This is a genomic window from Streptomyces sp. RKAG290, assembly GCF_023701695.1.
Classification (GTDB): Bacteria; Actinomycetota; Actinomycetes; order Streptomycetales; family Streptomycetaceae; genus Streptomyces.
Window position 1 is genome coordinate 2317618 of sequence record NZ_JAJOZC010000001.1, and the last position, 26896, is coordinate 2344513.

At 71.0% G+C, this 26896-nt stretch carries 18 protein-coding genes and 2 pseudogenes; 11 read left to right on the plus strand and 9 right to left on the minus strand.

Annotated features, from left to right (window positions below):
* Window positions 1-87: 87 nt before the first annotated feature.
* Window positions 88-1107 carry an acetylxylan esterase gene (locus LNW71_RS09715; RefSeq protein WP_250967873.1) on the minus strand — a complete coding sequence of 340 codons (1020 nt, stop codon included), beginning with the start codon at window positions 1105-1107 and terminating at the stop codon, window positions 88-90.
* 267 nt (window positions 1108-1374) lie between these two features.
* Between LNW71_RS09715 and LNW71_RS09720 the strand changes: the two genes are divergently transcribed.
* The 7 genes and pseudogenes from LNW71_RS09720 (at window position 1375) to LNW71_RS09750 (ending at window position 10893) form a co-directional block, all read left to right on the plus strand.
* The gene (locus LNW71_RS09720; RefSeq protein ID WP_250967874.1) at window positions 1375-2619 is read left to right on the plus strand and encodes a sugar ABC transporter substrate-binding protein; all 1245 of its coding nucleotides are present in this window, start codon (window positions 1375-1377) and stop codon (window positions 2617-2619) included.
* A gap of 5 nt (window positions 2620-2624) precedes the next feature.
* Window positions 2625-3617 (plus strand): carbohydrate ABC transporter permease, encoded by a 993-nt coding sequence (locus LNW71_RS09725; protein WP_250967875.1) that lies wholly within the window; start codon window positions 2625-2627, stop codon window positions 3615-3617.
* On the plus strand, window positions 3614-4522 hold the full coding sequence (locus LNW71_RS09730; RefSeq protein ID WP_374119374.1) for a carbohydrate ABC transporter permease: 909 nt from the start codon (window positions 3614-3616) through the stop codon (window positions 4520-4522). Before LNW71_RS09725 ends, LNW71_RS09730 begins: the two co-directional genes overlap by 4 nt.
* 114 nt (window positions 4523-4636) lie before the next feature.
* Window positions 4637-5839 (plus strand): family 1 glycosylhydrolase, encoded by a 1203-nt coding sequence (locus tag LNW71_RS09735; RefSeq protein ID WP_250967876.1) that lies wholly within the window; start codon window positions 4637-4639, stop codon window positions 5837-5839.
* Between the two features lie 270 nt (window positions 5840-6109).
* Entirely contained in the window at window positions 6110-7618 is a 1509-nt protein-coding gene (locus LNW71_RS09740; protein WP_250967877.1) for a glucoamylase family protein, read from the plus strand.
* 338 nt (window positions 7619-7956) lie between these two features.
* A pseudogene (locus LNW71_RS09745) lies at window positions 7957-10037 on the plus strand (TPM domain-containing protein).
* Between the two features lie 142 nt (window positions 10038-10179).
* Entirely contained in the window at window positions 10180-10893 is a 714-nt protein-coding gene (locus tag LNW71_RS09750) for a PspA/IM30 family protein (protein WP_250967878.1), read from the plus strand.
* 50 nt (window positions 10894-10943) lie between these two features.
* Here the strand turns inward: LNW71_RS09750 and LNW71_RS09755 are convergent, their stop codons facing one another.
* The 6 genes and pseudogenes from LNW71_RS09755 to LNW71_RS09780 form a co-directional block, all read right to left on the minus strand.
* On the minus strand, window positions 10944-13523 hold the full coding sequence (locus tag LNW71_RS09755) for a SpoIIE family protein phosphatase (RefSeq protein ID WP_250971954.1): 2580 nt from the start codon (window positions 13521-13523) through the stop codon (window positions 10944-10946).
* A gap of 192 nt (window positions 13524-13715) precedes the next feature.
* Window positions 13716-14144 carry an ATP-binding protein gene (locus LNW71_RS09760; RefSeq protein ID WP_250967879.1) on the minus strand — a complete coding sequence of 143 codons (429 nt, stop codon included), beginning with the start codon at window positions 14142-14144 and terminating at the stop codon, window positions 13716-13718.
* A gap of 190 nt (window positions 14145-14334) precedes the next feature.
* The gene (locus LNW71_RS09765) at window positions 14335-14739 is read right to left on the minus strand and encodes a (deoxy)nucleoside triphosphate pyrophosphohydrolase (protein ID WP_250967880.1); all 405 of its coding nucleotides are present in this window, start codon (window positions 14737-14739) and stop codon (window positions 14335-14337) included.
* Between the two features lie 84 nt (window positions 14740-14823).
* Complete coding sequence (locus tag LNW71_RS09770) at window positions 14824-15024, minus strand: SPOR domain-containing protein (protein WP_250967881.1); 201 nt, start codon at window positions 15022-15024, stop codon at window positions 14824-14826.
* Between the two features lie 201 nt (window positions 15025-15225).
* Window positions 15226-16896 (minus strand): annotated as a pseudogene (locus tag LNW71_RS09775) (cytosine permease); the annotation flags it as partial.
* A gap of 285 nt (window positions 16897-17181) precedes the next feature.
* Complete coding sequence (locus LNW71_RS09780) at window positions 17182-17934, minus strand: GntR family transcriptional regulator (RefSeq protein WP_250967882.1); 753 nt, start codon at window positions 17932-17934, stop codon at window positions 17182-17184.
* 296 nt (window positions 17935-18230) lie between these two features.
* Between LNW71_RS09780 and LNW71_RS09785 the strand changes: the two genes are divergently transcribed.
* The 3 genes from LNW71_RS09785 to LNW71_RS09795 all read left to right on the plus strand — a co-directional run bounded on the left by LNW71_RS09785 (window position 18231) and on the right by LNW71_RS09795 (window position 23711).
* The gene (locus LNW71_RS09785) at window positions 18231-19637 is read left to right on the plus strand and encodes a glycoside hydrolase family 18 protein (RefSeq protein WP_250967883.1); all 1407 of its coding nucleotides are present in this window, start codon (window positions 18231-18233) and stop codon (window positions 19635-19637) included.
* A gap of 75 nt (window positions 19638-19712) precedes the next feature.
* Window positions 19713-20810, plus strand: a complete 1098-nt coding sequence (locus LNW71_RS09790) for a pyridoxal-phosphate dependent enzyme (protein WP_250967884.1) — start codon at window positions 19713-19715, stop codon at window positions 20808-20810.
* A gap of 243 nt (window positions 20811-21053) precedes the next feature.
* Window positions 21054-23711, plus strand: coding sequence for a discoidin domain-containing protein (locus tag LNW71_RS09795; protein ID WP_250967885.1), 2658 nt, complete (start codon window positions 21054-21056; stop codon window positions 23709-23711).
* A 160-nt stretch (window positions 23712-23871) separates the two neighbouring features.
* Here LNW71_RS09795 and LNW71_RS09800 read toward each other — a convergent pair whose 3' ends face one another.
* Entirely contained in the window at window positions 23872-24777 is a 906-nt protein-coding gene (locus tag LNW71_RS09800; RefSeq protein WP_250967886.1) for a DMT family transporter, read from the minus strand.
* A gap of 39 nt (window positions 24778-24816) precedes the next feature.
* On the opposite strand from LNW71_RS09800, the gene LNW71_RS09805 reads away from it, so the two are divergent.
* Window positions 24817-25341 carry a MarR family transcriptional regulator gene (locus LNW71_RS09805; RefSeq protein WP_250967887.1) on the plus strand — a complete coding sequence of 175 codons (525 nt, stop codon included), beginning with the start codon at window positions 24817-24819 and terminating at the stop codon, window positions 25339-25341.
* A gap of 203 nt (window positions 25342-25544) precedes the next feature.
* Here the strand turns inward: LNW71_RS09805 and LNW71_RS09810 are convergent, their stop codons facing one another.
* Window positions 25545-26816, minus strand: coding sequence for an MFS transporter (locus LNW71_RS09810; RefSeq protein ID WP_374119375.1), 1272 nt, complete (start codon window positions 26814-26816; stop codon window positions 25545-25547).
* Between the last annotated feature and the right edge of the window lie 80 nt (window positions 26817-26896).

The following is a 26896-nucleotide window of genomic DNA, read 5'->3' on the forward strand; positions in this document are numbered from 1 at the left end:
CGGCCCCCGCGGGGCCTTCGCGACCTGAGCCCCATCCGGCCCTCAGGGACCCGAGGTCCAGCGGGGCCCTTCGGGACCTGAGAGCCGTCACCGCCCCAGCCACTTCGCGAAGAACCGGCCCCGGGCCGCCGCCAACGCCGCCACCTCCCCCGCCAGCCCCGCATGCTCGAAGTGCCCCGCGCTCAGCACCAGCAGCTCCCGCTCCCCCGCCAACGCGTGGTGCACCGCGAACTGCCCCGGCGGCGGCACGCTCGGGTCGAACAGCGCCGCGGCCACGAGAGTCGGAAGCTCCAGCCGGCCCGCCGCCGTCGCGGCGTCGAAGTACCGCAGCACCTCGGTGACTTCGGGATGCTCCCGGTGGTACCGCCGCACCGACTCCCCGCTCCCCACGCACGGCAGCGTGAGCCGCAACGGGTGGTTCCCGAAGGTGGGCACCGTCAGCTGAGCGGCCCCGAACCGGTCGTCCCACGGCAGGGCCAGCGCCCCCAGCCCCCCACCGAAGCTCTCCCCCAGATAACCGAGCCGGCCGGTTCCCGCGTTGCTCGCCGCGCCGTGATCCACGCCGCTCCCCGGGGCGAGCTCGGGGACCAGTTCATGGAGCGCCGACGCCGCACACCACAGGTCCGCCACGCAGTCACCGATGACATAGGTGTCGCGCGACTCGATGCCGTGCAGCACATGCCCGTCGGCCGCATCAGGGATGCCCGCACGCAGGCCACGCGCCCCCATCCCCCGCACGCAGGGAAGGATCGCTGCCGCCCCGGGCAGCGGCAGCGGCACATCAGGCCCGGGTTCCTGCCGGCCGCCGTAACCGTGCCCGATGACGAACCCGTGGCGCACCGGGCCGTCCACCGGCAGCGCGAGCCAGCCCCCCAGACGCACCCCGCCCACCGAAGTGAACGTCACGCCGTGGATCCGGACGCCGTCGCGCTCGTCCTCCAGCGGCCCGATCTCCGGCTCCGTGGCGACCTGCCGGGCCACCTCGTGCCGGGCCCGCCAGAAGTCGGCGAAGTCGTGCGGCTCCGGGGGTACGGGGATGGACATCAGGTCGTCAGGAGTGCGGCCGTAAGAGGGATCAAAAGGGAATTCATGCACGAACGAAGGCATGATCACGACAATATCCCCGCCCCGGCTCGGCAGCTCCGGCCGCCGGCGAACACCCGCACCGAACATGCGTAATCGGTCACATCGCCGCCTTTTCCACAAACAGCACACTTACCGTTCCAGGTTGAACATTCAGATGTCCCACACGTTGCGCGAGTGTGACCAAGCACCCTCTTGCGGATTCCCGAACCTCTGCCGCAGAGTGATGTATGCGCTTACAGGCAGCGCATACATTCGGCTTCATTCGGATTGCTCAAGGAGGAGCCCTCCATGCCCCGCACCGTCAGAACCGCCTCCGCCGGTATCGCAGCCGCGCTCGCTCTCGGCCTCACCGCGTGCGGCAGTTCCGGTGGCGACGACGTCGCCGCGGACAAGAAGCAGACGCTCACCGTCTGGGCCATGGGGGCCGAGGGCGAGAAGCTCGCGGATGTGGCGAAGGTGTACGAGAAGGCCAACCCGAACATCACCATCAAGGTGACTCCGGTCGGCTGGGACGTCGCGCACCAGAAGCTGGTCTCCGCAGCCGCGGCCGGCAACATGCCGGACGTGGCCCAGATGGGCGGCAGTTACCTCGGCGAGTTCTCCGAGCTCGGCGTCCTGGAGCCGGTCGACACCAAGACCTTCCGGCAGAAGGACTTCTTCCCGGCGGGCTGGAAGCAGGGCGAGGTGGACGGGCAGGCGTACGGCGTGCCGTGGTACGTCGACACCCGCGTCCTCTACTACCGCACCGACCTGGCCAAGAAGGCCGGCATCACCAAGGCGCCGACCACCTTCAAGGAGATGCAGGACCTCGCCACCGCCTACCAGAAGAAGGCGGGCACCAAGTGGGGCCTGTCCATCCAGCCCAGCGGCCTGGACACCGTGCAGAACTTCTACCCCTTCCTCTACTCGGCCGGCGGCGAGATCGTCAACGACAAGGGCGAGGCCGTCATCGACAGCCCCGCGGCCGTCAAGGCGCTGAAGGAGTACGGCTCGTACTTCGACAAGGGGCTCTCCAACAAGTCCGTGCAGCCCGGCTACGACGTGGTGAAGGACTTCGGCAACGGCCGCGTCCCGATGTTCTTCGGCGGCCCCTGGCACGTCACCCTGCTGAATGAGGGCCAGCCGCAGCTCAAGGGCAAGTGGGCGGTGGCCAACGTGCCCACCGACGAGTCCTCCGTCTCGATGGCGGGCGGTTCCTCCCTGGTGATCTCGAAGGACAGCGCGCACAAGGCCGCTGCTACCGCGTTCATCAAGTACCTCACCGACACCAAGGGTCAGGCCGACTGGTACGAGCGCACCAAGGACCTGCCGGCCAACACCGCCGCCTGGACCTCCGGTGACCTCGCCGACGACGCCGACCTGCAGATATTCAAGAAGCAGATGGACACCGCCAAGTCCTCCCCGTCGCTGCCCAACCTGACCGAGGTCACCGACAAGGTCGACCAGGCCATCGCGAAGGTGACCCAGGGCAAGGCGTCCGCCGAGGACGCGCTGAAGACGGCGCAGTCCCAGATCGAAGGCCTCGTGAAGTAGGAGCCATGAGCACCACGACCGGAAAGGCCGCACAGCCGGCCAGGGTGCAGGCCGGACCGGGGACCGTGAAGTCCCCGGCCGCCGGGCCCAAGGGCTCACGCATACGCAGGAAGCCCTCGATGGGTGTGCAGAACGTGGCCGGCTGGCTGTTCTCCACTCCCTTCCTCGTCATCTTCCTCGTCTTCATGGCTGTCCCGATCATCGCCACCCTGGTGATGAGCTTCACGGACTTCGGGCTGCGCAACGTGACGCACCCGCTGGACGCGAACTTCGTCGGACTGGAGAACTACACCGAGCTGTTCGGCGACGAGAAGTTCCTCAAGTCGCTCTTCAACACGGCGTACTTCGTGGTCGTCGGCGTCCCGCTGACGATCGTCCTCGGGCTGGTCGTCGCCGTACTGCTGAACAACGGCATCGACCGGGCCCGGACCTTCTTCCGCGTCGGCTTCTACGCCCCGGTCGTGACCACCATCGTCGCGGTCGCCGTCGTCTGGCGCTTCGTGCTGGACCCGAGCGACGGTCTCATCGCGGGCCTCTTCTCCGAAGTGGGCCTCACCTCACCGGACTTCCTGGGCTCCGAGAAGCTCGCCATGCCCTCGATGATCGCGATGGCTGTCTGGCGCAACCTCGGCACGGTCATGGTGCTCTTCATCGCCGGCCTGCAGGCCATCCCCACCGAGGTGCGCGAGGCCGCCCGGCTGGACGGCGCCGGCGCCTGGCAGGAGTTCAAGGGGATCACCGTCCCACTGCTTCGGCCCACGCTGCTGTACGCCACGGTGATCACCACCATCGGCTACCTCAACGTCTTCGAGGAGCCCTTCGTGATGACCCAGGGCGGGCCCTCGGACTCGACGCTCACCGTCTCGCTGAACATGTACCGCGAGGGCTTCAACTTCTTCCACATGGGCTACGCGAGCGCCATGGCGTATGTCCTCTTCGTAGTGATCATGGGCATCACGGTGCTGCAGCTCCGACTGCTGAAGGACAACACGAAATGAGCGCCACCGATGCACCCGGCGCCGTCTCGACGGCGCCGTCGAAGGAGCCGAACCCCGGCCGGGCGGGCCGGGAAAGGAGGCCGAGGTCCCTGAAGCGGGTCATGGTCTACGTCCTGCTCTCGGCCGGGCTGCTGATCATGTCGGCGCCGTTCCTGTGGATGGCCGTCTCCTCGTTCAAGACGACGAGCGAGCTGACCGCGAGCCCGCCGGTCTGGATCCCCACCGAATGGACCCTGGACAACTTCCGGGACCTGCTCGACAAGCTCGATCTGCCGCTGTACTTCATGAACTCGGTGATCGTGGCGGTGCTCGTCACCGTCTCGAACCTGGTGTTCTGCTCGATGCTCGGCTACGCCCTGGCCAAGCTGAACTTCGCCGGCCGCAACAAGATCTTCAGCCTGGTGCTCGGCGCGCTCATGGTGCCCGGCAACCTGATGCTGCTGCCGCTCTTCGTCCTGATGAGCAAGCTGCAACTGATCGACTCGTACGCCGGTCTGGTGCTGCCGTTCGCAGCCGGGGCCTTCGGCGTCTTCCTGATGCGGCAGTTCATGCAGTCGATCCCGGACGAGCTGCTGGAGGCTGCCCGGATGGACGGCGCCGGTGAGTGGTACATCTTCTGGCGGATCGTGATGCCGCTGGTGAAGCCCGCTCTCGCCACGCTGTCGATCTTCACGTTCCTCGGCTCCTGGAACAACTTCGTCTGGCCGCTCATCGCGACCAACGACCCTGACAAGTACACCCTTCCGGTGGCCCTGGCCACCTTCGCCACCGACCCCAACAAGTCGGGCGGGTCCAACGGCATGCTGATGGCCGGCTCCTTCCTGATCGTGCTGCCGGTCCTGGTCGTGTTCATCGCGCTCCAGCGGCACTTCACCCAGGGCATCGCCACCGCGGGCATGAAGTAGTCCGTCCCCGGGGCCGCTCCGGACCGTCCCCGGCCGCCCCACCGACACGTTCGTGGCCGCTCCCCCGCACACCGGCCGGCCGCGCCCCCTCACGCACCAGAAAGACAGTTTGCGATGACGCACACCCAGGTCCCGTTCCCCGAAGGTTTCCTGTGGGGCGCCTCCACGGCCGCCCACCAGATCGAGGGCAACAACACCAACAGCGACTGGTGGGTCAAGGAGCACACCGCGGGCACCCACATCCAGGAACCCAGCCTGGACGCCTGCGACAGCTACCACCGCTGGCACGAGGACATGGACGTCCTGGCCGGACTGGGTTTCACCGACTACCGGTTCTCCATCGAGTGGGCGCGTATCGAGCCGGCCGAGGGGCGGTTCTCCCGGGCCGAGCTCGCCCACTACCGCCGTATGGTCGAGGGGGCCGTCGAGCGCGGGCTGCGCCCGATGGTCACGCTGCACCACTTCACCGTGCCGCAGTGGTTCGAGGCCCGCGGCGGCTTCACCGCCGAGGGCGCGACCGAGCTGTTCGCCCGCTACGTCGCGGCCTGCGCACCGGTGATCGGCGAAGGCGTCAGCCACGTCTGCACCATCAACGAGCCGAACATGATCGCCGTGATGGCGGGCCAGGCCAAACGTGGCGACATCGGCTTCCCGCCCGCCGGCCTGCCGACCCCCGACGACGAGACCACCCTGGCCGTCATCGCCGCGCACCACGCCGCCGTCAAGGAGGTCAAGGCGATCAACGCCGGCATCCAGGTCGGCTGGACCATCGCCAACCAGGTCTACCAGGCCCTTCCCGGCGCCGAGGAGATCACCGCTGCCTACCGCCACCCCCGTGAGGACGTCTTCATCGAGGCCGCGCGCGGCGACGACTGGATCGGTGTGCAGTCCTACACCCGGACCAGGATCGGCCCCGACGGACCCATCCCCACCGCCGACGACGTGGAGCGCACCCTCACGCAGTGGGAGTACTACCCCAGCGCCGTCGGCCACGCGCTGCGCCACACCGCCGAGGTCGTCGGGCGGGACATGCCCCTGATCGTGACCGAGAACGGCATCGCGACGGACCAGGACAGCCGTCGGGTCGACTACTACACGGGTGCGCTGAGCGAGGTCGCCGCCGCCATCCAGGACGGTCTGCGCGTCGAGGGCTACCTCGCCTGGAGCGCCCTGGACAACTACGAGTGGGGCTCCTACGCGCCGACGTTCGGCCTCATCGGCTGGAACCCGGAGACCTTCGAGCGGCTGCCGAAGCCGTCCGCCGTCTGGCTGGGCGACATGGGCCGCACCCGCACGCTGCCGCGCATCGCCGGCTGACGCCGGCCCCGAGACCGGGAGCCGCCCCACGGCTCCCGACCGTGCGGGGTCCGTCGGATCCTGACGTCCGCCGGACCCCGCACCGACCGTCTACCGGACCCCGCACCGAAGTCCGGCGTGGTCCCGGTCCCACAGCCCGGGCAACACCGGCGGCCCCACCCGAAAAACGGCGCCGAAGGCGCGGCACCCGTCCCGGGCAGCCCGCGTCGCCGCATCGAGCACGCCACGAAAACCCCCCATCCCCCTTCTGCCACCGGGAGCTGGACCTTCATGGACCGTCGCACGTTTCTCACCGCCACCGGGACCGGGGCTGCCGCTCTGTCCCTCGGAGCCGTATCCACACCCCCGGCGAGCGCCGCTCCCGCCACTCGCTCCGCGCCTTCCGCGGACGCCGCTCATCCCGTTGACGCCTTTGACACACCGCTGCTGCTGCGCTGGTTCCGCGACACGTATCGCTCGGTCGAGGCAATGACGACCGATCTGGGTCTCGCCGTCGACAAGATCGACGTGAGCGGGCCGGGCGGCCCCGTTCAGTCGCGCCAGACCTCACCCACCAATATCGGCTGCGGCCTGTGGTCGACCGTCGCCGCCGCCGGGCTCGGGGTCATCAGCGAGGCCACGATGCGGCGCCGCCTGGAGCGCACGGTCCGGTCCGTCGAGAAGCTGGCACGCCCGCACGGCTTCTGGCTCAACTGGTACGACGCGCACGACGGTTCGGTACTGACCGAGTGGCCCGGTACCGGCGAACCGGTCCGCCCGTTCCTCTCCTCCGTCGACAACGCCTGGCTGATCACCGGCCTCCGCATCGCCGCGGACGCCGTTCCCGAGCTGCGTCCCCGGATCGCCGGCCTGCTGTCGGGCGCGGACTGGTCCTATTTCTACACACCCTTCGATCCGGCCGACCCCGTCGCCGGGCCCGGCCAGCTGCGCGGCGGCTTCTGGACGGACACCGGGGAACCCACCGGCCACCACTACGGCGCCCTCAACACCGAGCCCCGGATGGCCAGTTATCTGGGCATCGCCGACGGGTCCCTGCCCGCCGACCACTACTGGCACCTGCTGCGCACCATGCTGCCCGGCAATGAGCAGGAGCAGCCTCCGCAGGGCAGTTACGTCGCGATGGACGGTATCCGCGTCTGGCAGGGCCATTACACGCACGGCGGCCGCAAGCTCGTTCCCACCTGGGGCGGGTCGATGTTCGAGGCGCTGATGGTTCCGCTGTTCGTGCCGGAACCCGAGTGGTCGCCCGGATCGTGGGGCCGGACCCACCGCCGGTACGTGCGCAGCCAGATCGAGCACGGCATGACCGAGACGGGCTACGGGTACTGGGGCTTCTCCCCGGCCGCCGTTCCGGAGGGTGGATACCAGGAGTACGGGGTCGACGCGCTCGGCATGCAGGTCGACGGGTACGCCTCCAACACCGACCGCACCTACACCACGCACGGCGCACCGCTGCCGCCCGCGTCGGCGTTCACCAACGGTGTGGTCACCCCGCACGCCTCCTTCCTCGCGCTGCCCCACGCGCCGGCCGAGGCGGTCGCGAATCTGCGGGCGCTGGACCGTGATTTCGGCGCCTACCATGACGGCTACGGGTTCCGGGACTCCGTGAACGTCTCCACCGGAAGGGTCAGCGACTACCTGCTCGCCCTGGATCAGGGGATGACGGCCGCGGCACTGGCCCAGGCGCTCCGCCCCGGACTGCTGCAGCAGCCCTTCCGGACCGGCGGATTCCGCTCCCGGGTGCGCCCACTGCTCGCCAAGGAGCGCTTCAGCATCTGAGCCCTGCACCGGGTGGTCCCGTACGGCTGGGATTCAGCATCCGGCTGGACCGGCGGGGCCCGGCATCGCCCGGCCGGAGTGGCAGGACCGGCCGGAGTGGCAGGACCCGGCAGCCCTCGGCGGGACCCGACACGACGCGGCTGGGCACGGCACGACGCGCGGCGCGGCATGTCCCCCGACCGGGCGACGTGCCGTGCCGGGTCCCCGCCGGGCGCGGTGCGACCGGTCCACCCGCCCGGTCGCGGCTCTCCGAACGTGGACATAGCCTCGCAAACGTGATGCCGCCTGTGAGCCGAACCCGGATCCTCATACCGGGCCGGGCCCTGCTCGCCGTCCTGATGACGGTGTGCTGGCTGGCCCTTCCCGCCGCGCTGACCGCTCGCGCCGACGACCCCATCACGCTGTCCCGCGACGGGCAGATCACCGACAAGGTGGGTGCGCTGGGAGACCGCAAGGGCCAGGTGGTCACCGCACTCGACCAGCTCTACGACAAGCGCCGCGTCCAGCTCTTCGTGGCCTACGTCCGTGACTTCTCCGGACGGTCCGCGCAGAACTGGGCGGACGACACAGCCGACCGCAACGGGCTCGGCCGCGACGACGTCCTGCTCGCGGTAGCCACCCACGACCGGCAGTACGCCTACTCGGTCGACCAGGACTCCCGCTTCACCGACGCCCAGCTCCAGGATGTGGCGAGCACCGCCATCGAGCCCGCGCTCAAGGAGAACGACTGGGCGGGTGCCGCGATCGGGGCCGCCGACGGGTACTCCGCCGTCCTGGCCGGCGACGCCGTACCCACTCCCGCGATCACCCCGGGTGCCGACGACCCCGGAACAGGGAGCTCCGGTGGGACGACCGCCGGGGACCTGGTCCTGCCCGTAGTCGTCGTCGGCGGAGCCGCAGCGGTGGCCGCCTATGCGTACACCCGGCGCAAGCGGCGCACCGCCACCCGGACCACGCCCGGTGCGACCGGATGGGGACCGGCCGGTTCCGACCGGAACGAACCACCCGAACCGCCCACCCCGCTGCCGGAACTCGACGCCCGTGCAAAAGAGACGCTGGTCGACACCGACGACGCGGTCCGCACGAGCGACGAAGAGCTCGGATTCGCGACCGCCCAGTTCGGCGAAGAGGCCGCAGCGCCGTTCACCGAGGCGGTCACCTATGCCAAGGGCGAGCTGACGGCCGCGTTCCGGTTGCGTCAGCAGCTGGACGACGCCTTCCCCGAGGACGACGCCACCCGTCGGCGGATGCTGGACGAGATCATCAGCCGGTGCCAGGACGCCAACACCCGTCTGGACGCGGTCTCCGAGGACTTCGACCGGCTCCGTGCACTGGAGCGCAACGCCCCGCAGGCGCTGGCCGCGGCGGAGACGGCGTTCCGTGCGCTCGCCGGCCGGGCCGCCACGGCCGACGCCACCCTCACCTCGATGCGCGGTCGCTACGCGGAGTCGGCCTGGTCCCCCGTCGCCGGCGACGTCGAGCAGGCCAAGGACCGGCTCGTCTTCGCGACGTCCTCGCTCAATCAGGCCCGGCAGGCGGTGGACGGCGGCGACAACGCCGCGGCTGCGGTGTACGTGCGGGCGACGGAGGGCGCGGTCGGCCAGGCGGCCACTCTCGTCGACGCCGTCGACCGGCGCGCGCGGGAGCTCAAGGAGGCGGCGGGCAGGCTGCCGGCCGCGCTCACCGAGATGGAGACGGACCTGGCCGACGCGGGCGGACTGCTGGAGGGGACGGCCGAGGGGGTGTCCACCGCGGACCTCAGGGGCCGGATTGCCCGCGCGCAGTCCGTCACCCGCGATGTGCGGCAAGAGGTACAGGCCGGTCCGCACGACCCGATCGACGCGCTGCGCCGGGTGGAGGAGGCGGACGCGGCCCTGGACGAGGCGCTGGCCGGCGCGCGCGAACAGGAACAGGGCAACCGGCGGGCCCGCTCGCTCCTCGACCAGGCGATGCTCACCGCGCGGTCGGCGATCGGCGCCGCCGCCGACTACATCACGACCAACCGGGGAGCCGTCGGCAGCCAGGCCCGCACGCGCCTGGCGGAGGCCCAGCGCCGGCTGGAGCAGGCCCGTGAACTGGCCGGCACAGACGACGCGCAGGGTGCGCTGGCCGAGGCGCACCAGGCGGACTCGCTGGCCGGGCAGGCCCAGAACCTGGCGGAACAGGACGTGCGGGCCTACGGGAACCCGAACGGACCGGGCGGTTCCCGAGGAGGGGGCGGCGGGGGCATGGGCGGTGCCGTCCTCGGCGGAATCATCCTCGGCGGCCTGCTGGGCGGGGGCGGCCGCGGAGGCGGACTCGGGGGTGGCGGCTTCGGAGGGGAGGCGGCTTCGGCGGAGGCTTCGGCGGGGGTGGCGGTCCGGGGAGCTTCGGCGGCGGGGGCACCCGTGGCCGAAGGGGCGGTGGCGGCCGTTTCTGAAGGGGCGGCGGTGCCCGCGTTGGCGGCCGCTTCTGAACCCCCGCAGGCCGCACACCCGCAGCCTGCGGGACGCATCTGGACACAGCACTCGCAAATTAGCAGCACTCGTAAGCAACAGAACTGGACAGACAGGAGAGGTGCCATGACCAAGCAGACCATCCTCGGACGCGTCACCCAGCTGGCGAAGGCCAACATCAACGCACTCCTCGACCAGGCCGAGGATCCGCAGAAGATGCTGGACCAGCTGATCCGCGACTACACGTCCAACATCTCGGAGGCCGAACAGGCCGTCGCCGCGACCATCGGCAATCTGCGCCTGATGGAGCAGGACCACCGGGAGGACGTCGAGGCGGCCAAGGAGTGGGGCGAGAAGGCCCTCGCCGCCAGCCGCAAGGCGGATGAGCTGCGCGCGGGCGGATCGGCCGCCGATGCCGACAAGTTCGACAACCTGGCCAAGGTCGCGCTCGGCCGGCAGCTCCAGTCGGAGAAGGAGGCGAAGACCGCGGAGCCCACCATCGCCTCGCAGACAGAGGTGGTGGACAAGCTCAAGACGGGCCTGGACCAGATGAAGGGCAAGCTGACGGAGCTGAAGTCCAAGCGTGACGAGCTGGTCGCGCGAGCCAAGTCCGCCCAGGCGCAGAACCAGATGATGGACTCCGTGAAGAACATCAACGTCCTGGACCCGACCAGCGAGATCAGCCGGTTCGAGGACAAGGTGCGGCGCGAGGAGGCGAAGGCGGTGGGGAAGCAGGAGCTTGCCGCGTCGTCCCTGGACGCCCAGTTCGAGCAGCTGGACACCCTGGGAGACAGCGCCGAGGTCGAGGCGCGCCTCGCGGCCCTGAAGACGGCCTCATGAACCGGTGCGCGTCCCGCACCAGGCCGGTACGAGTCCGCTGAGGGCCGTGCTCAGAACATGCTCAGAAGCTCCTCGACCGTGCGCTCGGCGGCCGGCTCGCCGTCGGGCAGCGGCAGTTCGAACCAGACCGTCTTGCCGCGCGGCGTCCGCCTCGATCCCCATGCCGCGCTCAACAGCCCGACCAGTTGCAGGCCGCGGCCGCCCTCGTCCGTGTCGCGTGCCCGCCGCCGCCGCGGCTGGACGAGACCCGCGTCCCATACCTCGCACACGAGGGTACGGTCGCGCAGCAGCCTGAGCCGGATCTCACCCTCGCCGTACCGCAGGGCGTTGGTGACCAGCTCACTGACGAGCAGCTCGGTGGTGTCCACCAGGTCGTCGAGGTCCCAGGCGAGCAGCTGGCCCCGGGCGAGTTCGCGGGCGCGTCCCACCGAGCGGAGTTCGCGGGGCAGCCGCCAGTCGCCGACGGCTTCGGCCGGCAGCCCCTGTATCCGGGCCATCAGCAGGGCGATGTCGTCCTCGCCGTGCCGGGTGTCCAGGGTGCTCAGCACATGGTCGCAGACGTCCTCAAGAGGCCGGACGGGTTCGACGAGCGCGCCGCGCAGCGCCTCCAGTCCCTCGTCCAGCGGGTGGTCGCGGGACTCGACGAGGCCATCGGTGTAGAGGGCGAGGAGGGCGCCCTCCTTGAGTTCGACCTCGACTTCCTCGAAGGGTTCGCCGCCGACGCCGAGCGGCATGCCGGGCGGTACGTCGAGCAGGAGTGCCGGTTCGCCGGGCTCGACCACGACAGGGGGGAGATGGCCGGCATTGGCGAAGGTGCACCGCCGGGTGACCGGGTCGTAGACGGCGTAGACGCAGGTCGCGAGATAGACCTCGGAGAGGTCGGCCTCGCGGGACTTGTGCGCGGCCCGCGAGGGCCACTGGGCGCCGCCCCCTCCGTCGGAGGAGTTGCTGCCACCGGGAGTACCGAGTCCCCGGGCCACCTCGTCGAGCGCGGAGAGGACCTCGGCGGGCTCCAGGTCGAGGAGTGCCAGGGTCCTGACGGCGGTGCGCAGTTCGCCCATGGCGACCGCGGCGCGCAGTCCACGTCCCATCACGTCGCCGACGACGAGGGCGGTGCGGTGGCCGGGCAGCTCGATCACGTCGAACCAGTCGCCGCCCACCTCGGTCGCCGTGTTGCCGGGCAGATAGCGGCAGGCGATGTCGAGACCCGCGGCCTCGGGGTCGCCGGGGGGCAACAGGCTGCGCTGAAGTATCAGCGCACGCTCGTGCTCGCGCCGGTAGAGGCGGGCGTTGTCGATACAGACGGCGGCGCGGGCGGCGAGTTCGGTGGCCAGGGCCCGGTCGCGTTCGCCGAAGGGCTCGCTGCCCTTGGCACGGGAGAAGCGCACGAGGCCGACCACCGTGTCGTGGGCGACCATCGGCACGGCGAGGGAGGACTGGACGAATCCCCGCTCGTCGCCGGGCACGTCCTCGACGTGGCCGGTGCGCAGGGCGATCGCGCAGGGCGAGTTGAACGCGTAGCGGTGCACCGCACCGAGTGCGGGCGCCGCGGTGAGCGCCCGGGGTCGCGAGGCGTCGCCGACCGCCTCGACGGTGTCGGGTATGGCGTCGGGCATGGCATCCGACACCGCGCTGGCGAAGGCGACGCGGCGCAGTTCGGCGGAGCCGCCGACCGATTCCTGGCGGAGCGAGCTCCAGCTGCCCGGCGGGGCCTCCTCGCCGGTGAGCAGCGCCTGGTACAGGTCGACGGAGGCGAGGTCGCAGAAACCCGGCACGGCGACGTCGAGGAGTTCGCGGGCGGTGGTCTCCAGGTCGAGGGAGTTGCCGATGCGTGCGCTGGCCTCGTTGAGCAGAGCGAGGTTGCGCCTGGCGCTGGCGGCCTCGCGGGCGGCGATATGGCGGCGGGTGACGTCGGTGGCCAGTCCGGCGATGCCGATGGGCCGGCCCGTACCGCTGTGCACCCGGTAGAGGTTCATCGACCAGTGGCGGCGCTCGCTGTCGCCCGGGGCGGTGCCGACGAGCTGGAGGTCGGTGACGGACTCGCCGGTCTCCAGGACGCGGCTGAGTGTGGCTGACAGCCGGTCGGCCTCCGGGCCGGCGAGATAGTCGTGGACGGTGCGGCCGCGGTGTTCGTCGGCCCGGCCGCCGAAGACGGTGGCGAACCGCTGGTTGGCCCGCAACACGGTGAAGTCGGTACCGAACAGCACGAAGCCGAAGGGAGATTGGCCGAATATAGCCTGCGAGGCCGCGAGGTCCGTCTCGATGCGGCGCAGTGCCCGGACATCCACGACGATGCAGACCGCGGCCCGTTCACCGGTCGCCGACTCACTCGGCATCACATAGATCTCGGCGAGCCCGCGCAGGCCGTCCTCGCCCGGCATCCGGAAGGGGACGAGGCCCGTCCACTCCTTGCCGTCGAGCACCTCACCGACCCGGCGATGGCCGTCCACGCGCAGCTCACCAGGCATGAAGGCCTCGACCGGGTCCTTGCCCACCGCGTCGTGCGCGGCAACGCCAAAGAGACCGGCGGCCCGGCGGCTCCACTGCTCGATCAGCCCGTCGGGGCCGATCGAGAAGGAGGCGACCCTGATGTAGTCGTAGATCGAGCCAGGCGGACTGCTCTGCCACACGACGTCGCCCGCTGTCCCAGGTATTTCGCTCACGCGACCGTCCCCTCCAGCTCACACACCGGACCGGTCCTGCCCGCAGTATTCAGCACTACGGCCCTCACCGACACGGCGTTCACGATCACAGCACGGTCTCAGTCCCTTTCAGCCAGGTTCTGCCGACCTCTGGTGATCGCTGTTCATCCCACCCCACTCCTAACCAGGCAGGGCGAGCTCGAACCACACCGTCTTGCCACTCTTTCCGCGCCGGGTTCCCCAGCGCCGCGCGGAGCAGGCCACGAGCTGGAGTCCTCTGCCGCCCTCGTCGTCGGGTCCCGCCGGACGTTCGGTGGGCGGATCCGGAAGCGGATCGGAGACTTCCACCAGCAGACCGGGGTGCGCGGCGGGACCTTCCCCGTCGGGATGGGGGCGCACCAGCCGTACGCCGATGGGGCCCGACGCGTAGCGCATGGAGTTGGTCACCAGCTCGCTGACCAGGAGTACAGCCACATCGCCGACGGCCGTGTCGAGGTCCCAGCCGCGCAACGCCTCATGGACGGCGTGACGTGCCGTGCGTACGGCGCCGGGTACAGCCGGAAAGCTCCACTCGACGCAGTCGCCTTCGGTATCGATCACGCCGATCACTTCCCAAGACCAGCAACGGAGAACATCCAGTTCGCGAGGGACTAAACACCACATACCCGATATTGGGGATGAAATACCGCCGGAGTCGACACGTGGGGCGTACGGGTGTAAGGCCATGCGCACGAACGGGTGTACGTGCAGGGAGAGGGCGCACAGATCCATCGGCGCGCGCCACGGGTCGGGCAGCCGCTCAGCGGTGTGCGCCGCCGGGGAGTCTCCGTACGGCTTCGGCGACCGCGGGGCGGTCCTGCTCGAGCCAGTCGACGGTGTCGCCCTCGCCGGGTCCGAGCCAGCGCAGCTCGTCGTGGTCCTGAAGCGGCGCGGGCTCACCGGAGACCAGACGCGCCGTCCATACCCGCAGCACATAGCCGGGCTTCAGCGGCCACTCACCGGGGATGCGCTCCAGCGGTTCCGTCTCGATGCCCAGCTCCTCACGGAGTTCGCGCACGAGTGCCTGCTCGCCGCTCTCCCCCGGCTCGACCTTGCCACCGGGCAGCTCCCAGCGGCCGGCCAGCTCGGGCGGGGCGCTGCGACGCGCGGCCAGCAGCCGGCCCCGGTCGTAGACGGCACCGGCCACCACCACGCGATCAGTCATGCTCCGGAGCGTAATGCCCGGCACGGGCACCCCGGATGGTGCGGGGCCCGGGCCGAGGAGGCGACGGCGGTCCGGCCCGGCGCACTACGGTCGCGCGGTCTGCCCGATGCGCTCCACCCAGTAGAGCTGCTTGTGGCCGCGGTCCTGGAGTTTGTCGGCGGTCCGCTGGGCCTCGTCCTGCGTGGCGTACCTGCCCACGCGGTAGCGGTTGCCGTTGTCGTCCTGCCGTATCACCAGCCAAGGGAGCACGGCACCGCTCTCGCTCATCGTGTCACTCCCGAGCATTGCGCCCCTCCCCTGAACGGCGTGCACGTCTCTAAGGATCCCCAGGAAACCGCAGTACGCATATGCCCGAGCGTACGCCTGACCTTCACGCAACGAATATGTAATTGCACAAAGAGGTACCGATCCGGCCAGGATCGGACCACCGCCGTGCAGCACTGAGGGGGCGCACCCGGACGGGTGCGCCCCCTCGAACGAGAGTCCCTACGCCGGGATCGCTCCCTCGCGCAGGGTCGGCATCGGCATGGGGACCGGACCGGCGGCCGGATCCTTGCGGCAGACGTCCCCGCACTCGGCGTCCAGCGAGCAGCAGAGCGAACAGATCGGCCCCGACTGCACGGGGCAGTCGGCGACGTCCGGGAGCTCGTAGGCCGTTTCGCAGACGGAGCAGGTGTGGGTGGCGGTGATGTCCGCGACCTCGACCCCGGGGCCGTTCACGGGGTTGGGCCGGGCCAGGTAGTACTTCCCCTTCGTCGCCCAGGCGATCAGCGGACAGAGGGTCAGCGAAAGTCCGGCCGCGATGAAGGTCGAGAAGGCCTCCGCGTACACGCCGAACAGCCCGAAGAAGGCGAGGATCGAGACGGTCGAGGCAATGACCATCGCGCCGAATCCGGCCGGGTTCACCGCATACAGATAGGCCCGCTTGAACTCGATGTACGGGGGGCTCAGCCCGATCCGCTTGTTGATGACCAGGTCGGCGGCGACCGCGGCGATCCAGGCGATGCCGACGTTCGAGTAGAAGCCCAGCAGCTTGTTGAGGGCCGCGAACATGTTCATCTCCATCAGCGTCAGCGCGATGACGAGATTGAGGAAGATGTACCAGACCCGGCCGGGGTGACGGTGTGTGATCCGGGAGAAGAAGTTCGACCAGGACAGCGAGCCGCTGTAGGCGTTGGTCACATTGATCTTGATCTGCGACACGATCACGAAGAGCGCGGCGGCCGGCAGGGCGAAGGAGCCGAGCCACGGCTTCAGGGCCTCGATCTGCGGCGCGATCGGCTCCAGCGCATGCGTCTTGCCGACCGCTTCCAGGGCCACGAAGGCCAGCAGCGCGCCGCCGAGCTGCTTGGCCGCACCGATGATGACCCAGCCGGGCCCGGCGGCGAGGACCGCGAGGTTCCAACGGCGCTTGTTGGCCTCGGTCTTCGCCGGCATGAAGCGCAGGTAGTCGGCCTGTTCACCGATCTGCGCGATGAGCGAGAGCGCGACGCCGGTACCGAGCCCGAACCCGATCCAGGAGAATCCCGACCCCGCCCCTTCCGTACCGCCGAAGGAACCGAACGCTCCCCAGGCGTCCGGCGCCTCGAAGGCGAGGACGACGAAGGGCAGCACCAGGCCGATGAGCCAGACCGGCTGCGTCCAGGCCTGCACCTTGGCGAGCGCACCCATACCGCGGAAGACGATCGGGATGACGATCAGGGTGGTGACCAGATAACCCACCTGGACCGGCAGCCCGATGGCCTGGTGCATGGCCTGCGCCATGATCGAGCCTTCGAGGGCGAAGAAGATGAAGGTGAAGGACGCGTAGATCAGCGAGGTCAGCGTCGAACCGAAGTAGCCGAATCCGGCGCCCCGGGTGATGAGGTCCATGTCCAGGCCGTACTTCGCGCAGGCCCGGGCGATGGGGATGCCGGTGAGGAAGATGATCGTCGCCGCCGCCAGGATCGAGGCGAAGCCGCTGGTGAAGCCGTAGGTGAAGACGATCGATGCGCCGATCGCGAAGTCGGCGAGGTAGGCGATCCCGCCGAGCGCGGTGCCCGCGACCGTGGCGGGCGACCAGCGCCGGAAGGAGCGCGGGGCGTAGCGGAGCGAGTAGTCCTCGCGGCTCTCGTCGGCGGCGAGCTTCGCGTAACTGCGCCGTGGGGGCGGGACGCCGGCCCCGCCCTCCGGGGCACCGGCGACGTCCTGCGGGGCCCCGGGGACGAGGTCCGGCCCGGAGCCACGGCAGCGAGGTCCGACGCCGGGCCCCCGGCCGTCTTGGGTGTGACTGTGTCCGTCATCGGCGACTTCCCGTTCGTCAGTCCGGTGTGCGGGTTCGAACGGGAAGGTACGAGCAGGACATGACAGGCCATCACGGGCGACGATTGCCCCGCTGTTACGTGATCCGGGCGGGCGTTAACTTGTCGTCACGGGCACCGGACGGGCGCCTCCGGGTATCGGTCACCTGACAGGAAGGTGGTAGGCGATCCGGTAGCGGTCGGCGGGCACCACCACGTCGGCGGTCTCGACCGGCCTCCCCGACGCGTAATACGTGCGCTCGATCACCATCACCACATGGCCCGGCACACCGCCGAGCGCCAGGAGCTCCTCCGCCAGCCCCGGGCGCGCGCCGACCTGTTCGGCCACATTGTCCACAACCACGTCGATGGCGGCCATCCGCTCGACCACCCCGCAGCCGCCCAGCGGGCCCTCCTCCGGCAGCATCACCGGCGTGCGTCCGGTGACCGCGAGGGTCTCCCACGAGGTGGAGAGCATCATCGGCTCGCCCGCCTCCCGGAAGACGTAGCGCGTGCGCATCACACGGTCGCCCGGCTCGATCCCGAGCCGTTCGGCGACCTCCGGGCTCGCCCCCTCCTGCTCGCTCCGGGACTCCCAGGTGCCGCGCGCCCCCTCCGCCGTCTGCTCCTGCCGGAACGGGCTGGCCCCGGCCTCCGACCGGAAGCCGGAACGGGCGATCCGGCGCGGGACCGGACGCTCGCGCACATACGTACCGGAGCCGGAGCGGCCCTCGACCAGCCCCTCGGCCATCAGCACCTTGCGCGCCTCCAGCGCGACGGTGTCCGAGACCCCGTACTCCTCGCGGATACGCGCCTGCGAAGGCAGGCGCGTATGCGGCGGCAGCGAACCGCTGACGATCTTCTCTCTCAGATCGCTCGCAACGCGCAGATAGGCGGGCTGCTCACCGAAAGTCACAGGCCACTCCCCAAGAGGTTGCCAGAATGCAACACCCTCGCAACCGTCGGTTCCGGACCGCAAGCACAGGCCAGAGTTTCACTCGAAGTGATGATTCGTCACCGCCGCGTGCATACCCGCACCCTGAGCCACCACCAGCATTCCGGCCGCTTGCCGCCGGGTCGGCCGCCGCCTCCAGGAACGCCGCTCGCAGCCGGATCCGCCCGCCCCTTGACCCCATTTGGTCCAGACCAATAACTTCCTCTCCACACAGCACGGCTCACGCACCTCTCAGCACACGCACAGGAACGGGCCTCATGCGTCGAAGAACCCTGTCCAAACTGGCCATTGCCGCCTGCGCCTTCTCGCTGGCAGCAGCCGTCACCCCCGCCGCCAACGCCTCCGCCGGACACGGCAGGGACCAGGGCGACGGCCACGGGGGAAGCAGTCATCACACCGCCGCTCCCGCCTACAAGCGGGTCGGCTACTTCACCCAGTGGGGCGTCTACGGGCGCGACTTCCAGGTCAAGGACCTGGAGACGAGCGGCACGGCGGCCAAGCTCACCCACGTCAACTACTCCTTCGGCAACGTCAGCGCCGACGGCAAGTGCTTCACCGGCAACGTGCCCGGCGAGGCCGACGCCTGGGCGGACTACGTCCGCCCGCTGGACGCCGCAGGTTCGGTGGACGGCGTGGCCGACACCGACACCCAGGCCCTCGCGGGCAACTTCAACCAGCTGCGCGAGCTCAAGGCCGCACACCCCGGCCTCAAGGTGATGATCTCGCTGGGCGGTTGGAGCTGGTCCACCCACTTCTCGGACGCGGCCCGCACCGCGGCCTCCCGCAAGGCCTTCGTCTCCTCCTGCATCGACCTGTACATCAAGGGCAACCTGCCGGTGGACGGGGCGCGCGGCGGCGAGGGTGCCGCGGCCGGTCTCTTCGACGGTGTCGACATCGACTGGGAGTGGCCGGGATCCGCCGGTGACACCGACACGGTGTACCGCCCCGAGGACAAGCGGAACTTCACCGCCCTGGTGCACGAGTTCCGCACCCAGCTCGACGCCTACGCGAAGAGCAGCGCCGCGTCCCGCAAGGGTCAGCAGGGCAGGAAGCACGGCTCGAAGCCCAAGCACTACGACCTCTCCGCGTTCGTCCCCGCCTCCCCCGAGAAGATCGACGCGGGCTTCGACGTCCCGCGCATCATGCGGGACTTCGACTTCGTGAACCTCCAGGGTTACGACTTCCACGTCTCGGGCGAGACGACCACCGCCCAGCAGTCCGCGCTGTACGCGAAGGGCGACTTCAGCGGCGACCAGACCGTGCGCGACTGGCTGAAACGCGGTGCCCCGGCCCGCAAGCTGGTGTTGGGCATGCCGTTCTACGGCCAGGGCTGGACCGGGGTGACCGGTGGCGGCGACGGTCTGGGACAGCCGGCCGCGGCACCCGCCCCCGCCACCTGGGCGGCCGGCTACGAGGACTACAAGGCCCTCAAGAAACTGGCCGAATCCGGTACGTACAAGGTCCATCGCAACGTCCGGGACGGCAGCGCCTGGCTGTTCGACGGCACCACCCTGTGGACCTACGACGATCCGCAGGTCCTGCGCACCAAGACCACCTACATCCGCGACCACCGGCTCGGCGGCGCGATGTTCTGGTCGCTGGACGGGGACACCGACGACGGCGAGCTGATGACCGCCGTCGACCGCGGGCTCTCCCGGCGGTAGTGACTCCCGGGCCCGGGGCGGCTGCGTCGGCGCAGCCGCCCCGGGCTCCCGCCGCCTCCTGGCATGCTGGCCGCCATGGCCACATACCACTGCCCGCAGGACGGGACCCTCGCCGAGACGACCTCGCTGACCTGGTGCTGTCCGGTCTGCCGAGGCCCCTGGGACCTCGACTTCGAGAGCGCGGGCCCCCTCCGTCCCGACGCCCTGTCCGGGCGGGTCAACTCCCTGTGGCGCTACGAGGAGGTGCTGCCGCTCTCGTCCCCCGTGACCACCCTCGGCGAGGGCCGCACCCCGCTCGTTCCGCTGACCGGCACGGTCTCGGCCAAGCTCGACTTCCTCATGCCGACGCTCTCCTTCAAGGACCGCGGCGCCGTGATGCTCGCCGAACTGGCCCGTCGGCTCTCACCCGGGCGCGTCGTGGCGGACAGCAGCGGCAACGCGGGCACGGCCGTCGCGGCCTACTGCGCCCGCGCCGCGCTCCCCTGCACGGTGTACGTCCCCGAAGGCACGTCCCCGAAGAAGACCGAGCAGATCCGGGCCCATGGAGCCCGGCTGGAAATCGTTCCCGGGGGCCGCGAGTCGACCGCAATGGCCGCCCGTGCCGCCGCCGACGAGCCCGGCACGTTCTACGCCTCGCACGTCTTCAACCCGTACTTCCTGCACGGCACGAAGACCTACGTGTACGAGTTGTGGGAGGACCTCGGCGGCAGGCTCCCCGACGCGATCGCCGTGCCGGTCGGCAACGGCACCCTGCTCCTCGGCGCGGCGCTGGCCACCGCGGAACTCCACGCCCAGGGCCTGATCGACACCCGCCCCGCCCTGGTCGCGGTGCAGGCCGAGGCGGTCTCCCCACTGGCCGCCGCCTTCCACGCCGGGGCGCAGGACCTCCTCGAAGCCCCGGCCGGCCCGGCGTCCCCGACCCTCGCGGAGGGCATCGCCATCCCGCGCCCGCCGCGAGCCAGGGCGATCCTGGCGGCGGTGCGCGAGTCGGGCGGCACCTTCCTGACGGTGACCGAGGACCAGATCCGCTCAGCCCAGCTGGACCTGGCCGCCCGCGGCTTCTACGTGGAGACGACCGGGGTCGCCTGCTGGGCCGCGGTGGGCGGCTGGACGGACCGAAGCGTCGTCGTACCGCTGTGCGGCGCGGGGCTCAAGACGGGGCTGGCGGGGTGAGGCGGGGGCGCCGACCGCAGGCGGGCGCTCGCGGGGCGCGGCGGGCGCTCGCGGGGCGAGGCGGGGGCTCGCGGGCTGAGGCAGGCGGTTCGCCGACCGCAGGCGAGGGGCCGGGCCTACCGGCCGCAGGCGGCACACCGCCGCACGCGACCTACGCGCCCCAGCCCGCACCCTTCCCCGAGTCAGCCGTTCACCCGCGCGCCGTGCGCCGCCGCGTGACGGTCGCGTCCCTACGTTCGTACCGTGAGCCTCTCGCGCATCTCTCGCATCTCTCTCCTCACGTCGCTGGTCGCGTGCGCCTTGGTCGCGTCCCTGCCGCCCCTCTCGTACGCCTCGCATGACTCCCACGCCTCGCGCGCCTCGGAGCAGGCCGCGCCCGCTCCTGCCCGCGCGGTGGCATGCGGCCGGGACACCGATCCTGCCTGGGCACCGACGTCCACCACTTACGGTGAGGCCAACGGCTACGACCCCTATGTCGGCAACGGCTACCTGGGCCACCGGGTACCAGCCGCGGGCGCCGGATACGCGGAGCCGGGTGAGAAGACCGGCTGGCCGCTGTTCACCCCGCGCTACGACGGGGCCTTCGTGTCCGGGCTCTTCGGCCGCGACCCGGACCTCGCGGCCGGCCGGGAGGTGGCCGCCGCGCTGCCGAGCTGGACCAGCCTCGACGTGCGGGTGGGCAGCGAGACGTACGGGTCCGCCACGCCTGCGGGCCGGATCTCCCGGTACCGGCAGACGGTGTTCCTGCGCTGCGGGCTGGTGCGCACGTCACTGCGCTGGACGACCGCCGACGGCCGCGCGACCGACCTGACGTACGAGGTGCTGGCGGACCGCGCCGAAGTGCACACCGGCGCCGTACGGCTGCGCATGACCCCGCACTGGAGCGGCACGGCGACGGTCACCGGCAGGCTCGACCCGCGCGGCGCGCGCCGGATCGCACTCGACGAGGACGGTACGTTCCGCACGCGGGGCACCGGTACGGCGGGCGCGATCGTCCAGACGGTACGCCCGGCCCCCGGCATCGCGCGCCCGGCCGCCGCCCCGAGCGCGCATCCGGCCCGGTTGAGCGCCGGGCGCACGTATACGTTCGAGAAGTACGTGGGGGTCGACACCGCGCTCACCTCACGCGCTCCGCGCACCACCGCTCGCGAGGCGTCCCGGCGCGCGGCACGGCTCGGCTGGTCCGCCGTCCTGGCCGAGAACGCCGCGGCCTGGCGCCGGGACTGGACCGCGGACGTCCTGGTGCCGGGCGACCCCGAGCTGCAGAAGTGGCTGCGCTCCGCGCAGTACGGACTGCTCGCCGCCACCCGTACCGGCTCCCGCGACAGCATCGCTCCGGCGGGGCTGACCAGCGACAACTACGCGGGCATGGTGTTCTGGGACGCCGAGACCTGGATGTTCCCCGGGCTGCTCGCCACCCGTCCCGAGCTGGCTCGCTCGGTGGTCGAGTACCGCTACCGCACCCGCGGCCAGGCCCGTACCAACGCCGAGAAGCTGGGCTTCCAGGGGCTGTTCTACCCGTGGACGAGCGCGAGCAAGGGCAACCTCTGGTCCGAGTGCCAGAGCTGGAACCCCCCGCACTGCGTCACCCAGAACCACCTCCAGGGTGATGTCTCGCTGGCCGTCTGGCAGTACTACCTGGCCACCGGGGACCGCGACTGGCTGGCCGGACACGGCTGGCAACTACTGGAAGGGATCGCCGAGTTCTGGGCCTCGCGCGCCACCGCGAACGACGACGGCAGCTACTCGGTGAAGGAGGTGGCGGGTCCCGACGAGTACAGCAACGGCGTGACGGACGGGGTGTTCACCAATGCCGTCGCCGCCACCGCCCTGCGCAACGCCACCCGCGCGGCGCGGCTGCTCGGGCACCACGCTCCGGCAGAGTGGACGCGGGTCGCGGACGGCCTGCGCATCCCGTACGACCCGGCGCGAAAGCTCTTCCTCCAGTACGCGGGCTACGACGGATCGACGATCAAGCAGGCCGACACGGTGCTGCTGATCTATCCCCTGGAGTGGCCGATGGAGCAGGGCGCGGCGGCCGCCACGCTCGACTACTACGCGGCACACACCGATCCGGACGGCCCGGCGATGACGGATTCGGTCCACGCGATCGACGCGGCCACGATCGGGGAACCGGGCTGTGCCGCGTACACCTATCTGCAGCGCGCGGTGCGCCCGTTCATTCGCGGGCCGTACGCGCTCTTCAGCGAAGCGCGGGGCGCGAAGGCGGGCGCGCAGGACCCGCTGTCGGGTTTTCCCGCCGAGGACTTCCTCACCGGCAAGGGCGGATTCCTCCAGGTGTTCACGCACGGGCTGACGGGGCTGCGGCTGCGGGAGGACGGGGTGCGGCTGGACCCGATGCTGCCGCCGCAGCTGCGCGAGGGCGTCACGCTGACGGGACTGCGCTACCAGGGGCGTACGTACGACATCGCGATCGGCCCCCGGACGACGGAGGTCCGGCTGACCTCGGGCGCCCCGTTCACGCTCCGCACGCCGGCCGGGCCGCGTCTGCTGTCCACCTCGCTCACCCTCCCCACGCGTCGCCCTGACCTCGCCCCGACCACCGACGCGTCCCGCTGCCGCCCGGCGACGGCCACCTCCGAGATCCCAGGCCTGTACGCGGCCGCGGCGGTGGACGGCAGCCCGGCGACCGCCTGGTCCCCGGACAGGACGACAGGGACGCTGACCGTGGACCTGGGGCGGACGGCGGCGGTGACTGCGGTCGCGCCCGAGTGGACGGACACCCCTCCCGCCTCGTACCGGCTGGAGACCTCGACCGACGGCCGGCGCTGGCAGCCGTTCCGGGCAGGGGCGGCGGCCCGCGAGGTGCGGGTGACGGTCAGGTCGTCGTCTTCGGACGAGCCCACAGGCGTACGGGAGTTGAGGGTCACCCAGCCGTAGTCGAGCGGACGGGGGCCCAGGGATGGGGGGCCACGCGGCTGACGTGGACCCGAAGGGGAGCCAGGAACTGAGGACCACCCAGCCGAAGTGGGCCCGACGGGGCTCAGGGCTTCGGGGACACGCGGCTGACGTGGACCCGACGGCGCACGCGGACGGAGGCTCACGCGACCCTGGACGAGCGCTCCCCGTCCACCGGCGTACCGATACCGGCCGCCGGCCGCCGGGCCCTCGGCCTGCCGAGGAGGATCCCGCCCAGCACCAGGGCGAGCCCGCACACCTGCCGGAGGGTGAGCGACTCGCCGGCCAGCGCGGTGCCGAGCAGCACTCCGGTCACCGGGTTGAGCAGCCCGACCAGGCCGACGGTCGCGGCGGGCAGGTGGCGCAGGCCCGTGAACCAGGCGGCGAACGCGACGGCGGTGGCCACCACGGTGACGTATCCGAATCCGAGGACGGCCGGCCCGTCGAGTGCGGGCGGCGCGCCCTCCACCGCGACCGCGAGGGGCAGCAGCAGAAGTCCGCCGGCGATCAGCTGCCAGGCTGTCGAGGCGAGTACGTCGGCCCCGGAGCCCCAGCGCTTGGCGAGGATGTAGCCGAGGGACGACATCAGCATGGCGGCAACCGAGGCCAGCACTCCGCGGGCGTCGACGGAGACCGACCCGGTCAGCAGCATGAGGCACACGCCTCCGATGCCCGCCGCGGCACCCAGCAGGGGCAGCAGTCCCGGCCGTTCCGCGACCAGGGCCCAGGCGATCAGCATCATGGCCACCGGCGAGGCCGCCATGATCGTCGAAGCGGTGCTGGTGGGCAGCAGCTGCGCGGCGACGTACACGAGGGCGAAGAATGCGCCCATGTTGAGGACGCCGAGGACCGCCGCCTTCCACCACCAGGAGCCGCGCGGCAGTTCGCGGCGGACGGCCAGGAGCAGCAGCCCGGCGGGCAGGGCCCTGATCGCGGCCCCGTACAGCGGGGTCCCGGTGGGCAGATAGGCGTGCGTGACGTAGTAGTTCGTGCCCCACGCCACCGGTGCGATCGCCGTGACCAGCACCCACCGCAAAGTAGCTTCCATGGAAATCATTATGCCTTCCGTGGAAGCTATAGTGAAGTCATGCCGGATTCCACCGCCCCCGAACCCCTGGACCACGTCGCGCGCATCCAGGCCGAGTGGTCCCGCGAACGCCCGGACCTCGATGTGAGCCCGCAGGGCGTGATCGGGCGCCTGCACCGGCTGGCCGGGCTCCTCACCGAGGAGCTCTGCGTGGTGTACCGGCGCTTCGGGCTGAGCGAGGGCGAGTTCGACGTGCTGGCCGCGCTGCGACGGGCCGGTGAGCCGTTCGAGCGGGCCCCCGGGGAGCTGGCCGCGCACACCATGGTCACCACCGGCGCGATGACCAAGCGCGTCGACCGCCTGGAGCGCGCCGGCCTGGTCACCCGCCGCCGAGCGGCCGAGGACGGGAGGGGCCGGGTGGTCGCCCTCACCCGCGCGGGCCGCGAGCTGATCGACCAGGCGTTCACGGAGCACATGCGCAACGAACGCCGTCTCCTCAGGACCCTGACCGAGGACGAGGCCGCGGCTCTGGAGCCACTCCTGACCACGTGGCTGGCACGGGTGGAACCGCCACAGGCGGGCTGAGAGGGCCGCCTGCCTCCGCAGGGCCCGTCCCTCCGCATGGCCTGCCCCCACCTCCGGAGACTGCCCGCACCCCCACCCGCCGGTCGCACTGCCCGCCGGCGCGGGACATCACTCCGGCTGCCCCAGCTACCCGGCTACCACAGCCACCCTGGCCGCCCCGGCCACCCACGCCGACCGGAGCCGGGTCGAGACCCGCGCCGGGCTCACTCGTTCGCCGGACGCGCGCCCGCCACCACCACGACCCCGCCGATGACCGCCAGCCCCATGAGGACGCCGCCGAAGACTGTGGCCCCGCCGGTGAGTCCCACCGCGTCGCTCAGGTAGCCGGCGGACACGGGCAGGATGCCGGCCAGAAGGTACCCGCCGATGTTGAACGCCGCGTTGGCCTCGGCCAGGCGCCATGGCGGAACCGCCGAGTTGAGCAGCGACAGGCCACCGAGTTGCCCCATCCCCTGCCCCGCACCGGCCAGCAGGGCAGCGGCGACGAGGAGCGGCACCGACGAGACGTGCACGGCGACGATCAGCGCGACCGTACTCGTCACGACACTCGCCGCTCCGGCCACGAGAATGACGCGGATGCGCAGCCTCCGTACCGCGAACTGGACCAGGGTGGCGGCGAGGAACATGACGAACGCCATGGCACCCGCAACGATCCGGTTCGTCGCGCCCAACAGGCCGGACAGCAGCGAGGGGCCGAGGGAGAGCACGAAGGACGTCGCGGTGATGCCGGGGGCGAACACGGCGACACCCAGCACGAGTTGCCGGCCGCTGCCTCGCGGGACACCGGGCACCCGCACCCAGGCACCCCGTTCCGGTGCCGCGAGCCGCGGGAGGGGCATGCGCAGCACGGCGAGAACGGCAGAGGCCAGGAGGGCAGCTTCGACAACGAAGACGGTGACGGTGGGCGCGGGCAGCGTTTCGGAGAGCACCCCGGCGAGGAGCGGTCCCAGGCCGGCGCCGAAGACCATCGCGCAGGATGCCAGCAGGGCGGCGAGCCGCTTGCGCTCCGGGCCTGCCACGTCGGTCACCGCGGCCATTCCCGCCGAGACGGCCGCTCCCACAGCGATCCCGCTGAAGAGCCTCGCCACGATCAGCGCCGCGACCGTGGAGGCGGTCGCGAAGACCGCGCAGGCGGCCAGGGCGAGCGCGAGCGCGGGCAGGAGCACATGTGTGCGTCCGAGCCGGTCCGAGACGACGCCGGAGACCAGCAGCGACCCGAGCAGCCCGACGATGTAGAACGCGAAGATCACGGTCAGCATGCCCTTGGAGAAGCCGATGTCGCGCTGCCACAGCACGTAGAGCGGCGTCGCCGCGTTGGACAGGACGAAGACCGCCGCGACCGGCCACGCCGCCAGCCACACCCACCACAGGGGCGCGGCCCGTCGCCCCGCACCGGCCCCCTCCGCTCCCCCGGCAACCCCGCTCGCCCGCCCCTCACCGACAGTCCGCCCACGCACGGTCCGCACTCCTGACATGACGAATCCCCATCCCCTCCAGTACGAATAAAGTCGAACTTAGCATGCAGTACGATCAGAGTCGTACAAAGGAATCGAGT